The organism is Achromobacter sp. Marseille-Q0513 (assembly GCF_018195695.1).
Classification (GTDB): Bacteria; Pseudomonadota; Gammaproteobacteria; order Burkholderiales; family Burkholderiaceae_B; genus Achromobacter.
In genome coordinates this window covers 24532-38258 of sequence record NZ_JAGTJY010000010.1, presented here as the reverse complement: position 1 = coordinate 38258, position 13727 = coordinate 24532, and the positions used below count along the sequence as shown (strand labels likewise).

10 protein-coding genes are annotated in these 13727 nt (G+C 67.8%); 5 read left to right on the top strand and 5 right to left on the bottom strand.

The genetic code is table 11. From position 1 onward, the window contains the following. The first annotated feature begins 20 nt into the window (after positions 1–20). Genes KDH83_RS04225 through KDH83_RS04215 form a run of 3 tightly spaced genes read left to right on the top strand, consistent with a single transcriptional unit; the run spans position 21 to position 2242 of the window. Positions 21–302 carry a DUF3649 domain-containing protein gene (locus KDH83_RS04225; RefSeq protein ID WP_212312985.1) on the top strand — a complete coding sequence of 94 codons (282 nt, stop codon included), beginning with the start codon at positions 21–23 and terminating at the stop codon, positions 300–302. Next, positions 299–1903, top strand: coding sequence for a PepSY-associated TM helix domain-containing protein (locus tag KDH83_RS04220; protein ID WP_212312983.1), 1605 nt, complete (start codon positions 299–301; stop codon positions 1901–1903). Before KDH83_RS04225 ends, KDH83_RS04220 begins: the two co-directional genes overlap by 4 nt. A gap of 15 nt (positions 1904–1918) precedes the next feature. Next, positions 1919–2242 carry a DUF3325 domain-containing protein gene (locus KDH83_RS04215; protein WP_212312981.1) on the top strand — a complete coding sequence of 108 codons (324 nt, stop codon included), beginning with the start codon at positions 1919–1921 and terminating at the stop codon, positions 2240–2242. Positions 2243–2258: 16 nt separating this feature from the next. Here KDH83_RS04215 and KDH83_RS04210 read toward each other — a convergent pair whose 3' ends face one another. Together KDH83_RS04210 and KDH83_RS04205 are read right to left on the bottom strand one after the other, a co-directional pair. Next, the gene (locus tag KDH83_RS04210; protein ID WP_212312979.1) at positions 2259–2780 is read right to left on the bottom strand and encodes a DinB family protein; all 522 of its coding nucleotides are present in this window, start codon (positions 2778–2780) and stop codon (positions 2259–2261) included. Between the two features lie 29 nt (positions 2781–2809). Beyond that, positions 2810–4054, bottom strand: coding sequence for a citrate synthase/methylcitrate synthase (locus KDH83_RS04205; protein ID WP_249204825.1), 1245 nt, complete (start codon positions 4052–4054; stop codon positions 2810–2812). Here KDH83_RS04205 and KDH83_RS04200 point away from each other — a divergent pair. Together KDH83_RS04200 and KDH83_RS04195 are read left to right on the top strand one after the other, a co-directional pair. Beyond that, on the top strand, positions 4005–5228 hold the full coding sequence (locus KDH83_RS04200; RefSeq protein WP_212312976.1) for a citrate synthase family protein: 1224 nt from the start codon (positions 4005–4007) through the stop codon (positions 5226–5228). The two genes, KDH83_RS04205 and KDH83_RS04200, sit on opposite strands and share 50 nt — an antisense overlap. Before the next feature lie 84 nt (positions 5229–5312). Then, complete coding sequence (locus KDH83_RS04195; RefSeq protein ID WP_212312974.1) at positions 5313–6644, top strand: tryptophan--tRNA ligase; 1332 nt, start codon at positions 5313–5315, stop codon at positions 6642–6644. 126 nt (positions 6645–6770) lie between these two features. Here KDH83_RS04195 and KDH83_RS04190 read toward each other — a convergent pair whose 3' ends face one another. The 3 genes from KDH83_RS04190 to tex form a co-directional block, all read right to left on the bottom strand. Continuing rightward, entirely contained in the window at positions 6771–9860 is a 3090-nt protein-coding gene (locus KDH83_RS04190) for a GLUG motif-containing protein (RefSeq protein WP_212312972.1), read from the bottom strand. Positions 9861–10348: 488 nt separating this feature from the next. Next, positions 10349–10852 (bottom strand): hypothetical protein, encoded by a 504-nt coding sequence (locus KDH83_RS04185; protein ID WP_103273240.1) that lies wholly within the window; start codon positions 10850–10852, stop codon positions 10349–10351. A 309-nt stretch (positions 10853–11161) separates the two neighbouring features. After that, positions 11162–13564, bottom strand: coding sequence for an RNA-binding transcriptional accessory protein Tex (gene tex, locus KDH83_RS04180; protein ID WP_212312970.1), 2403 nt, complete (start codon positions 13562–13564; stop codon positions 11162–11164). Positions 13565–13727 lie beyond the last annotated feature (163 nt).

Genomic DNA, 13727 nt, shown 5'->3' with positions numbered 1-13727 from the left:
CTCCCGCCGCCGGCGCAGCCATGCTGCCCTATCAACTGGCCGTGGCCTCGCGCGCCATCGCCGCCATCCTGGGCTGCTACGGCCTGGCTTCCGCCGCCGCCGCCTGCCTGGCCGTCTGGCTGCCGCTGGCGCGGGCGGATGCCGTGGTGACGGCGCAGATGCTGTCCTTCGTGTTCTACGCCTGCGGCGTGATCTGGGTCTTCGCGACCCGCAACGCCTGGCGCGCCTGGGCCGGCATCCTGATTCCCACGGTCGCGCTGGGCCTGCTGTACCTGGCGGGTCGCGGCGCGGTGGCGGCATGAAGCCGGCGGACGCCAAGCAACAGGGCCAGGAGGGCTTGCGCCAGGCCATGTCCTGGCTGCACACCTGGTCGGGGCTGATCTTCGGCTGGGCGCTGTTCGCGATGTTCCTGACCGGCACGCTGGCTTTCTTCCGGCCGGAGATCACGCGCTGGATGCAGCCCGAGATCCAGGTCCAGTCCGCGCCCGCGCAGCAGGCCGTGGCCACGGCCCAGCGCTATCTCAGCGAGCACGCGGTCGACGCCAAGCGCTGGTTCATCACGCCGCCGACGGACCGCGAGCCGCTGATCCTGCTGCTGTACCAGGTGCCCAAGCCCAAGCCGGGCGAGCGCGGCTTCGTGCGGGTCAAGCTCGATCCGCAGACCGGCCAGGCCGTGACGGCGCGCGAGACGCGCGGCGGCGACTTCTTCTACCGCTTCCATTTCGAGCTGGAGATCGGCTTTCCCTGGGGACGCTGGCTGGCCAGCATCGCGGGCATGTTCATGCTGGTGGCGATCATCAGCGGCATCATCACGCACAAGAAGATCTTCACCGACTTTTTCACCTTCCGTCCGAAGAAGGGCGGACAGCGCGCCTGGATGGACGGGCACAACGCGCTGTCCGTGCTGGGCCTGCCGTTCCACCTGATGATCACGTTCAGCGGGCTGGTCCTGTTCATGGGCATGCTGATGCCGGCGGGCATACTGGCCGTCTATGACGATGCGCGCCAGTTCAGCGACGAGGTCTTCGCCTCGTTCAAGGTCACGCCGCCGCGCGGCTCGCCCGCGCCCCTGACCGATCTCGCGCCCCTGGTGGCGCAGGCCGAAAGCCACTGGCAGGGCAACGTGGGCCGCGTCACCGTCAACAACCCCGGCGATGCCGGCGCCACGGTGACGCTGACGCGCAACGCGGCCGACGGCGTGTCCTATGGCCGCCTGTCACCCTACATGCGCTTTGACGGCGTGACCGGCCAGATGCAGGAAAGCCTGGACGAGCTCAGCCCCACCGTGCGCACGGCCGGCGTGATCACCGGCCTGCACCTGGGATTGTTCGCCGCGCCGGTGTTGCGCTGGTTCTATTTCCTGGTGAGCCTGGCCGGCACCGGCATGGTCGGCACCGGCCTGGTGCTGTGGATCGCCAAGCGCCGCCAGAAGGCCCGGCCGGGCGCGCGCGAAACCTTCTCGCTGCGCCTGGTCGATGGCTTGAACGCCGGCACGGTGGCGGGCCTGTTCATCGCCGTCGCCGCCTTCTTCTGGGCCAACCGCCTGCTGCCGGCCGACCTGCCGGGACGGCAGCTCTGGGAAGTGCGCGCCTTCTTCTCGGCCTGGGGCCTGTCGCTGGTCTACGCCTTCCTGTTCCAGCGCCGCAAATGGCTGGACCTGCTGGCCGCGGCCGCCGCGTCGCTGGCGCTGGTGCCGGTGATCAACGCGCTGACCACCCAGCGCCATCTGGCGGCCTCGCTGCCCGCCGGCGACTGGGTGATGGCCGGGTTCGACCTGACCTGCCTGGCCGGCGCGCTGCTGCTGGCCTGGATGGCCCGCAAGGCGGCCCGCGCCCGCAAGGCGCCGGCCGGCCGTCCGTCGGCCCGGCCCGCGCCGACGGCCCAATCTTCCCAAGCCGCTTGAAACCGAGGAGCAACCATGACGCTTGCCGCCTTCTGCCTGGCCTACGCGGGTTTCTCTGCCCTGTGCCTGGGCATGGACCGTCATTACGAAGACGTGTTCGACCGCGCACTGCCGCGACGCCATCGCCTGCCGCTGCGGCTGTTCGGCTGGATCGCGCTGGCGCTGTCCTTGTGGGCCTCGGCGGCGGTCTGGGGCTGGAGCTACGGCACGGTTGAATGGATCGGTATCCTCAGCATCGCCGGCCTGCTGCTGATCTGGTTCCTGACCTTCCGTCCGCGCGCCGCCCTGACCGCCGGGGGCCTGTGCGCGCTGGCCGCGCCCGTGCTCGCCGTGGTCTGAGGCGCCGCCAGCCTGCTCAGGCTGGGGCGGCCTGTCTCGTCTGCCGTTGATAGCGCAGCAGGTCGAGCTCCGGAGCCTGCCCGGAAACGCGCGTCAGCATGGCGTGCGCCTGCCCGCGGTGGTGCGCCTGGTGATTGAACCAATGCGCGAGCGCGGATCCGATGTGCTGCTGCAGCTGCTCCGGCGTCGAGGTCCGCCGGTATGAAATGACGGTATCCATGGCGGACTCGGGCAAGGCCAGGACAAAGCGGGCGATCTCGTCGTCCTCCTGCTCTCGCGCCGCTTTCAATGCCGGGAAGTCCTCAAGAAGGATCTGATCCAGGCGATAGCCCGGATCCGGCAGGCCACAGAGGCGATGCCGCCAGATCCGGTCGGTCACGAGCAGATGGTTGAGCGTGCCTTCGATGGACTTGAAGAAGGCGCCGCAATCCTGGCGGTATTGTTGCGCTTCGAGCCCGCCGACCGCGTGGTACAGGATTCCGTTCGCCCACGCGTTGTACCGCGCCAGGACATCGAAATGCGCCTTGAGTGTCGTCATGTTCATCTCTCCGTCACAGGCCGGCAGGTTCAGTGGCCGGCGGCGAGCGCCTCTTCCGGCAGCGCCTCGGGCAATGGCCCGGTATAGCGAGACTGCGGCCGGATCAATCTTCCTGTCAATGCCTGTTCCCGCGCATGGGCGATCCATCCCGAGACGCGTCCCATGGCAAAGATGCAGGTGAAGACCTCGCGATCGAAACCCAGGGCGTCCAGCAGCAGGGCCGTGTAGAACTCGACATTCGTTTCCAGCGCGCGATCAGGCTTGTGGCGGCGCAGCGTGTCCAGCGCGATCTGTTCGATCGTCTGCGCCAGCTCGGTGCGCTGTCCGGGTACATGCTGGCCTTGCAGCAGCGGCTTCAACGCGGCCTTCAGCGCATCGGCGCGCGGGTCTCGGACCCGGTAGATGCGATGGCCGAATCCCATCAGCCTGTCGCCGCGCTCCAGTGCCGCGTCCAGCCACGTCGCCGCCTTGTCCGCCGTGCCGATGGCATCCAGCATGTCCAGCACCGGACCCGGCGCGCCCCCGTGCAGCGGGCCCTTCAATGCGCTGATCGCGGCCAGGACCGAGGATGTCAGTCCGGCCCGGGTCGACGCCACGACCCGGCTCGCGAACGTGGAGGCATTCAGGCCATGATCGGCCACGGTCACCAGGTACGCGTCCAGTGCATGCGTGTGGGCGGCCTCGGCGGGCAATCCCGACATGCGCAGGATGTCGGCGGCATGTCCCAGGCTCGCGTCCGGCGGGATCGGGGCCTGGCCCTGCCGCAGCCGGATCAGGCCGGCGGTGAAGACGGCCGGCGCGGCCACCAGATGCAGCGCGGTGACCGGGTCATTGCCGTCCTTGATCCTGGCGACCAGCGCGCGCATCGCGTCGATGGGTTCCAGCGCGAGCAATGCCGCATCAGAGGAAGCCAGATGCTGGAACACCGCGACCCGGGCGGCGCCCAGCGCCGACTGCCAGGTCTGAGGGGGCGCGGGTTCGTCCAGGAACTGCGCGAACAGCATCGCCATCACGCCCTCATAGGTCTCGCGCGCTGCCAGATCATCGAGCGAGCGCCCGCGGATGATCAGTTTTCCACGATTGCCATCCACCTCGGACAAGACGGTTTCCGCCGCGATCACTTCGTCCAAACCTATTGCCATCACATGCTCCTTGTTGATGGGATCATGTTCATCTGCAATAGTATTGACGTCAATCTTGATTAATTTGATCAATATAAATGCCATGACCTGGATTACCGCCCATGAAGCCGTCGAGCTGACGGGCGTGCGCATGCAGACCCTGTATGCCTACGTCAGCCGAGGCAAGATCCGCAGCAGGCAGGACGGCGGCGATTCCCGCCGCAGCCTGTATCACCGTGACGATGTGGCCCGCATGGCGGGACGCCAGCGCGGGCAACGCAATGCCGCGACGGTGGCCAGCGGCGCCATGGAGTGGGGCGATCCGGTCATGCCCTCCGCCATCTCGACGGTGCGGGATGGCCGCCTGTGGTACCGGGGCGCCGATGCGGTCGAACTGGCCCGCGCCAGCCAGCTGGAAGACATCGCGGCCGTCCTGTGGGAGAGCGGCGACGGCAAGGTGGATCTCTCCGCCGCGCCGGTCGGCGCGGCGCCGTCTTCTGGCGAGGCCGGGGCCATACAGCCAGGCATCGCGGCCATGGCGGGGCGCTGCGTCGCCGACCTGCCCACGCAGGGCCGATCCCTGGGCGCGCTCAGGGCGGAAGCCCGCGGCGTCCTGGCAACGCTCGTCGTCTCGATGTTCGGATCCCAGGCGCTGCAGGCGGGCGGCAGCATCAGCCAGCAACTGGCGGCCGCCTGGAAACGGCCGCGCGCGGAGCCCGTCATACGACAGGCGCTTTGTCTGCTGGCGGACCACGAGCTCAATGCCTCGACCTTCGCCACGCGCGTGACAATCTCGACCGGCGCCAGCCTGGCCGCCGGCATCCTGTCTGGCCTGGCGACCTTGACGGGGCCGCTGCATGGCCGGGCGGCGATGAGCCTGAAACCGCTGATCGATGCGATGGCGCACACCGATGCCGAGTCCCTGGTGCGGGAGCGCCTGCACATGGGCTTGGGCTTTCCCGCCTTCGGGCACCCCTTGTATCCCGCGGGAGATCCGCGCGCGGTGGCGCTGCTGGACAGCCTGGCCCTGCCTGCTTCCTATGCCAGCCTGGCCCGGCAGGTCGAGCGCCTGGCCGGTGAGCGGCCGAACATCGATTTCGGACTGGCGGCGCTGAGCGCCGTGCACCGTCTGCCTGCGCATGCCCCGCTGGCGCTCTTCGCCATCGGACGTTGCGTGGGCTGGCTCGCCCATGCGCTGGAGCAGGCCGGGTCGGGGCAGATGATCAGGCCTCGCGCGCGCTACGTCGGCGTCTCCCCGCCTGTCGAGCCGACCGTGGCTTCGGCGACCAGGAACATCGCCAGGCGGCACCGGAAAGGCGGGGCCTGACCGCGCCAGCGGGTCCGGCAATCCAGGGACGCAACGCCGACACGTTACACTTGGACCCTCATCCAGCAACCGCAGCCTCATCTCATGAACACCCGCGTCCTTACCGGCATCACCACCTCCGGCACCCCCCATCTCGGCAACTACGCCGGCGCGATCCGCCCGGCCGTCGTCACCAGCACCCAGCCCGGCGTGGACGCGTTCTTCTTCATGGCCGACTATCACGCGCTGATCAAGTGCGACGATCCGGCGCGGGTGGCGCGCTCGCGGCTGGAGATCGCCGCCACCTGGCTGGCGGTGGGCCTGGACCCTGAGCGCGTCACGTTCTATCGCCAGTCCGACATCCCCGAAATTCCCGAGCTGTGCTGGGTGCTGAACTGCGTCACGGCCAAGGGCCTGATGAACCGCGCCCACGCGTACAAGGCCTCGGTGGACCAGAACGAGGCCAAGGGCGTGGAGCCGGACGACGGCGTGACCATGGGCCTGTTCTCCTACCCGGTGCTGATGGCCGCCGACATCCTGATGTTCAACGCGCACAAGGTGCCGGTGGGCCGCGACCAGATCCAGCATCTGGAAATGGCGCGCGACATCGCGCAGCGTTTCAACCATCAGTACGGCCGCGACTATTTCACGCTGCCCGAGGTGACGATCGAGGAAGAGGTCGCCACGCTGCCGGGGCTGGACGGCCGCAAGATGTCCAAGAGCTACAACAACACCATCCCGCTGTTCGAGGGCGGCGCGCAGGCGCTGCGCGCCTCGGTGATGCGCATCGTGACCGATTCGCGCGCGCCGGGCGAACCCAAGGACGCCGAGAATTCGCACCTGTTCACGATCTACCGCGCTTTCGCGACGCCGGCTCAGTCCGCCGCGTTCCGCAAGCAGCTGGAAGAGGGCATGGGTTGGGGCGATGCCAAGCAGTTCCTGCTCGATCATCTGGAACAGTTGCTGGCGCCGATGCGCGAAAAGTACTTCGACCTGATGGCCAACCCCGGCCGCATCGAGGAAGTGCTGCAGGCCGGCGCGGCCAAGGCGCGCAAGCTGGCCACGCCGTTCATGGCCGAACTGCGCGAGGCCGTGGGCCTGCGCAACCTGAGCGTCGCCGTGTCGCAGGACAAGGCGACCGGCAAGAAGGCCAAGGGCAAGGGCGCCCGCTTCGTCAGCTTCCGCGACGAGGGCGGTTTCCGCTTCCGCTTGCTGGCGGCCGATGGCGCCGAGGTGCTGCTGTCGCGGCCGTTCACCGATCCGAAGGAAGCCGGCCAGTACACGCGGCGGCTGCAGGAAGCCTCGCCGGACGAGCTGTTGCAGGCTGGGCGCGTGACGGTGGATGGAAACGAAATCGCTGTTGCGCCGGCGGACCAGGACGCGTCCGAATGGACGGCGCGGCTGCGCGAGGTCCTGCTGTCGTTGCCGCGCGATTGAACGCGGGCGGTACAAGACAGAAGGCCGGTACGCTGATGAGGCGTACCGGCCTTTTACCTTTCATGCGTGGCGGCAAGGCCCCGAGGCCCCGAGGTCGTTTGGCGCCGGGCCTTGCCTGCGCGGCGATCAGTAGGGGTAGGCGGCCACGATGCGCCCGATCGGCGGCTGCGCGCCGTTCTGCGCCGAGTTTTGCTGCAGCGTCCGCCAACTGTAGTTGTAGTCTTCGCCGATGAGGCTGCCATGCCAGCCCAGCGGCCGGTTGATCTGGACCGATGACGTCGAACCTATGATCGAGCCGAAGTTGGCCCCGATCAGGCCTCCGGTCGCCGAGCCGCCGGTGATGGAGCCGGAAGCGTGGGCGTCATAGACGTTGCCGACGTTGGCGCCCACGATCCCGCCCGCCGACGAGCCGGCGGGCGCCTGGATGTCGACCTTGGCGACGGCTTGCGCGATGTATCCCGGCCACAGCACGCCGGCGATGCCGCCCAGCGAGCCGGAGCCGGAGTGCCCTGGCGCGGACGACAGCTTGCCCTGGACGTTCAGGTCCTGCAGCCACGCGTTGTTGGCGTCGCCCGCGATGCCGCCGACTTGTGCCCCGGCGCCGCCGCGCAGATCGACGGTGGCGTGTGCGTTGGACAGCGAACTGTCGGCGATCCGGCCGACGATGCCTCCGATCTTCGCGTTGTTTCCGCCGATGACCGTGGCGTTTACCTGCACCCTATCCAGCTTGGCATCCTCGTTGTTGCCAACCAATCCGCCGAGCGTCGCGGCCATGGCGTCCCTGACCTGGCCGTCGTAGCGCGCGTCCTGGACAGTGCCGCCCATATAGGCTGTACGGCCCGTGTTCTCGCCGATCAGGCCGCCGATGGCGGCGCTGCGGTAGCCGCTCACATTGCCGCTTGCTTCCACGTTCGACAGCCTGCCGTTGATGTTGGCGCCCACCAGCCCGCCCACCTTGCTGTTGATGCCGGCCGACGATACCGCGACGGCGCTGGCGGCGTTGCTGATGCTGCCGGACCTGTAGCTGCCCGTCCTGTCCAGCGTGTGCAGGCCGACCAGCCCGCCTACGCTGGCATTGGCGTACTGCACCGAGATCGTGCCGCTGCTGCGCACGTCGCGCAGCTCGGCGCCGAGGTTGCGGCCGACCAGGCCGCCGACGGCAGCGCCGTTCGCCGGGCTGTCGTAGCCGCCGCCGGTGATGTAGGCGTGCGCCGCGCTGTTGCTGATCTGCTTGACGAGCGGCGTGTCCTGCACCTGGCCGACCAGGCCGCCGATCGCGGTGCTGCCTGCGTTGCCCAGCACACTGCCGCTGAAGGACGAGTTGCTGATATCGCCCCAGAAGTAGTTGCCGACCAGACCTCCGACGACATGCGGATTGCGGCTGCCCATCACCGAGCTGTTGGTGGCGTGGACGTTATCGATATTGCCGGAGTTGAAGCCGGCCAGCACGCCCAGCTGAGTGGCCCCGCGGCTTTGCGTGCCGCTGAGAGTGGCGCGGTCCAGCGTCACGTTGCGGACCGTGCCGCTGACGCTGGCGAACATGCCCACCGATTGTCCGGTGCCGTGGATGTTCAGGTCGGTGACGGTATGGCCCAACCCGTCGAAGGTGCCGCTGAATTCCCGCTGGCCGCTGGCCAGCGCCATGAAGTTGCCCTGGCCGGCGATATCGTTGCCCAGCACGTAATGGCCGCTCACATCGGCGTCGATGGCCCTGAGCTGCGCCAGATTCTGCACCACCTTGTAGTCCTGGCCGTTGGCGCTGAACGCGGCATTCGCGCCGGACAGCGTGACGGAGGCGCCACGGGCGATCCGATGGCCGTTGCCGTACTCCGCACCGGAATCCAGCGTCAGCGCGGCGCTCCTGCCGGTCAGGATTACGTTCCTGTCGATCTGCACGTTGCCGCGCGCGCTGGCCAGCGTCAGCCGGGCGTTGCCGCCTTGCGCGGTGATGGCGCCGCCGATCTTGACGTCGCCCAGGGACGACAGGGTCAAGGCGTTGTCGTTCCGCCACGCGATGGTGCTCTCGACCGCCAGGCTGTCGACGCCGTTGACTGCGACGTGGTTCCGCGCCAGCGTATCGGTCAGCTGGGTCGAGGACAGCAGCGTATCGCCGGAGGCGTCCGCCATCATGCGCGAGGCGTCACCCACGCGCACGCGCGCCGCGTTCATTTGCAGCATGCCGGCATCCATGCCGGCGCCGCCCTGCGTGGATGCCTTCATCGACTGCGCAAGGTCCAGCTTGGCGCCGTCGATGAGGATCATGCCCCCATCGGCCGAGTTCTGTACGCCGCTGGCGTCCAGCGTGCCGGCGACCCGTACCGCGTGGCCGTTGCCCAGCAGCGTGATCAGGCCGGACCGGTTGTCCTGCAGGGACACCGCCTCGATCGTGCCTTCGTTGTTGACCACGGTGCGCAGCAGCGCATTGGTGGCGTTCGCTTGCAACCGGACGTCGCCGCCCGCCGCCTGGATCAGGCCGCCGTTGTGTGCCAGCGCGTCCACCGCGCCCTTGTCGATTTGCAGATGCACCAAGCTGCCTTTGTCGAGATGCAGGCGGATTTTCCCGCCGGCGCCCAGCGCGACGCTGCCCTCGGTGGCCTGGATCGTGCCGGTGTTGCCGACCTGCGCGCCCAGTAGCGCCACAGTGCCGCCGGCGGCGGCCTGGATGGAACCCGCGTTGCCGACCTGAGCGGCCGATTCGCCAGCGAACACGTAGCGGCCCGCCTTGAAGTCCTCGTTGCTGATGTTCAGGGTCGAAGCCACCAGGCTGCCCACGTTGACCTGCGCGCCCTGGCCGAACAGCACGCCGTTCGGGTTCACCAGGAAGACCTGGCCGTTGGCGTCGATGCGGCCCAGGATGCTGCTGGCCTCATTGCCGATGACGCGGTTCAGCGCGATCGCATTCTGGTCGGGCTGGCGGAACGTGACGCCTTCCTGGGCGCCGACGTTGAAGCTCTCCCAGTTGGTGATCAGCTTGTGGCTCTGTTGGTCCACGATCATCTGTTGGCCTTCGGCCTGGATCGTGCCCTTGCCGTCGACCACCGCTCCGCCCGTCGGCAAGCCATGGGCCAGTCCGGCGAAGGCCAGTCCGATCAGAGAGGCGCCCGCCGTCATCAGCACGCGGCCGCGTCCCGCCTTGCCACGGCGGCGTGTCAGTTCGCTGGCGACCTGCCAGCACCCCTGGGTAGCGTTCCAGACCAGCGCGTAATTCTTGTTCATAGCGAACGTCCTTTGTCGATTGATTCTGCTGCTCCCCAGCAGATGGGCCCCGCGATGCGAAGTCGAACTTTGCAAGCTAGGGGTTGTAGGCGCTTTCGGACGGGCGGAAACATGCGTGGTGCAAAAACGCAGTTCTTCCATTTCTTGATCAAATTTCTTCTATCGAGAATTGGAAAAAATATGAGTGACACGCCCGATTTCCGCGATTGGACGCGTTTGTGATGCAGACGAGGTCGGTCGGCGGAACCGTGCAGGCGCGGACGCTACCGGGAAGGAAGGGCGGGCAGGAGAGGGACGGCGGGCAGGCGAGAAAGCGCGCGCGCCGAGAAAGCGCGCATGTGGATCACGCGCGGGACCGAGAATGGCGTGTCGCCGGCGTTTGCGACGAGAGGTTCATGCCCGGGCCGCGTCTGCGGCGGCGCGGGCAGGCGGGCGTGCACGGATCGCCTCTCGGGCGAGAGGGGCGTGTCACCCGCCTTGCCGTGTCGTCAGCGCGGCCGGTTGGCGACGATGCGGCCGTCGCGCACCTGGAAGCGCTGCGCGCTGCCCTGGCCGGCGATTTCGAGCAGGTCGCCTTCGGAATAGCCGGTGACGTTGGGACAGTCGAGCCATTCCGGATTGATGAAGGGGAAGTACTTCAACGAGCCGCTGCCCTGGCTGGCGAAATCGAAGGTGGTGTTGGCCACGACCTCCGGGTCCCACTGGCTGGCGTCGAAGGTCAGCGCGCAGCCGGCGCCGATGCGATAGACGATGCTGGCGCCCATGCTGGCGAAGCCCAGCGCGCCGACGTGCAGCTGGGCGCCGTTGACCAGCTCAATCACGCGCGTGCCCAGGCGTTCCAGCGTGATGTGCTTGAAGGTGACTTCGGCGCCGTCCACGATCAGCCGCGTGTACTGGCCCAATGTGATTTCGTTGTAGATACCGCTGAGACTGGCTTCTTTTTCGGTAATGGTTGCCGTTTCGTTGGCGGCAAGCGTAATGGTAGTGCGCATGACAGACGGATCTCCGGGCTTTCTCAGGGGCGGCGCGCTTTTCTTCTTGTGCTTCTGTCCGATAGGCGTGTGCGCCGTCGCTCGCCTGATCATGGAATGTGTCCGCGCCCTGTCGCCCCCTGGCGCTACCGTTTTTTATTATTTGGACACAATTCGATATTTTCCCTTATTTTTGTTGCTTTTGGATTGAGGGATCGCAAGAAAAACGGGAGGCTAGGGGTAAGTCCTAGTCGTGGTTCCCAGTCTCGTTTGTCGACAAAAAAACCGGCGCACGAGGCGCCGGTTTTTTCTTGGCAAGCCGCGTTGCGGCTAGCGCTTGAGCTTGGCGAACGCATCCGCCATCGCGCTGTTCATCATGCCGCCACCACCGCCGCCACCACCGCCGCCGCCATTGCCGCCGCGGCCACCGTCGCCCTGGCCACGGCGGGCCGGACGGTCACCGCCCTTGGGGGCGGCGTCGCCCGAGCGCCGGGCCGGCGCGGCCGTGTCGTTCAGGCGCATGGTCAGGGCCACGCGCTTGCGCGCCACGTCCACTTCCAGCACCTTCACGCTCACGGTCTGGCCCACGCGCACCACGTCGCGCGGATCCTTGACGAATTTCTCGGCCAGCGCCGAGATGTGGACCAGGCCGTCCTGGTGCACGCCGATGTCCACGAACGCGCCGAAGTTCGCCACGTTGGTGACCACGCCTTCGAGCACCATGCCGGGATACAGGTCGTTCAGCGTTTCCACGCCTTCCTTGAACTGGGCGGTCTTGAACTCGGGGCGCGGGTCGCGGCCGGGTTTTTCCAGTTCGGCGAAGATGTCGCGCACGGTCGGCAGGCCGAAGCGCTCGTCGGTGAAGTCCGACGGCGATACGCCCTTGAGCGCCTCGCGCTGGCCGATGATCTGCTTCACCTCGGCCTTGATCTTGGCGACGATGCGCTCGACCACCGGATAGGCTTCCGGGTGCACCGAGGACGCGTCCAGCGGATTGTCGCCGTTGGGGATGCGCAGGAAGCCGGCGGCCTGCTCGAAGGCCTTGTCGCCGAAGCGCGGCACCTTGAGCAGCATGCCGCGGGTGGCGAAGGCGCCGTTCTCGTCGCGCCAGGCCACGATGTTCTTGGCCAGCAGCGAGTTCAGGCCCGACACGCGCGCCAGCAGGGCGGCCGAGGCGGTGTTCACGTCCACGCCGACGGCGTTCACGCAATCCTCGACCACGGCGTCCAGCGAGCGCGCCAGCTCGCGCTGGTTCACGTCGTGCTGGTACTGGCCCACGCCGATGGCCTTGGGATCGATCTTGACCAGCTCGGCCAGCGGATCCTGCAGGCGGCGCGCGATCGACACGGCGCCGCGCAGCGTCACGTCCAGGTCGGGGAATTCCAGCGCGGCCAGTTCCGACGCGGAGTAGACCGAGGCGCCAGCCTCGGAGACCACCACGCGCGTGACCTTCAGGTCGGGGAAGCGCTCCATCATGTCGCCCACCAGCTTCTCGCTTTCGCGCGAGGCGGTGCCGTTGCCGATGGCGATCAGGTCGACCTTGTGGCGCGCGGCCAGCGCGGCCAGCGTGTTGATGGTGCCTTCGCGGTCGCGGCGCGGCTCGAAGGGATAGACGGTGGTGGTGTCGACGACCTTGCCGGTCTGGTCGATCACGGCGACCTTGCAGCCGGTGCGGATGCCCGGATCCAGGCCCAGCACGGCCTTGGGGCCGGCCGGCGCGGCCAGCAGCAGGTCTTTCAGGTTGGCCGCGAACACGCGGATGGCCTCGGTTTCGCCGCTGTCGCGCAGGCGGCCGATCAGCTCGCTTTCAAAGGCCGTCAGCAACTTGACGCGCCAGGTCCAGCGGCACACCTCGCCCAGCCAGCGGCCGCGCGGCGTGGCATCCAGCGCGAACAAGCCCTTGCCCAGCTTGAGGAAGTCGGCGATGCGCGCCACGCAGGGATGCGGCGTCTGCGCCTCGAGTTCGGCTTCCAGGCCCAGGCGCAGCTCCAGCACGCCTTGCTGGCGGCCGCGCAGCAGCGCCAGGATGCGGTGCGAGGGCAGGGTGCGCAGCGGCTCGTTGAAGTCGAACCAGTCGCGGAAGTTGGCGCCTTCGGTTTCCTTGCCGTCCACCATCTTCGAGTACAGCAGGCCGGTGGACCACAGGTGCTCGCGCATGTCGGCCAGCAGGTCGGCGTTCTCGGCGTAGCGCTCGGCCAGGATGTCGCGCGCGCCGTCCAGCGCGGCCTTGGCATCGTTGATCGAGGCTTCGGGATTCAGGTATTGCGCGGCCAGCGCGGCCGGATCGCAGCCGGCGTCGGCCAGGATGGCGTCGGCCAGCGGCTCCAGGCCCGCTTCACGGGCGATTTGGGCGCGTGTGCGGCGCTTGGGCTTGTAGGGTGCGTACAGGTCTTCCAGGCGCTGCTTGGTGTCGGCGGCGGCGATTTCCTGCTGCAGCTCGGGCGTCAGCTTGCCCTGCTGCGAGATGGATTCCAGGATGGCGCCGCGACGCTCCTCGAGCTCGCGCAGATAGCCCAGGCGGACTTCCAGGTTGCGCAGCACCGTGTCGTCCAGGCCGCCGGTGGCTTCCTTGCGGTAGCGGGCGATGAAGGGCACCGTGGCGCCGTCGTCCAGCAGCTCGACCGCGGCTGCGATTTGATTGGCGCGCACGCCGAGCTCGGTGGCGAGCAAAGCGACGATGCGGGCGTTGTCGACGCCGGCGGCGACGTTCGTGATAACGGAAGTTTCAGACATCTCGATACGACGACAAAAAGGAAAAACAAGGGGCGGATTGTGCCACAAGCCACTGTTACAGAACGTGGCAAGGTGGACCAATCCGTCCCTATGAATGGAGGGTTGGGCCGGAAAAGCGGTGCGGCTCCAGGTATCATCTGGTCCTTTCCCCACACACGCGTTT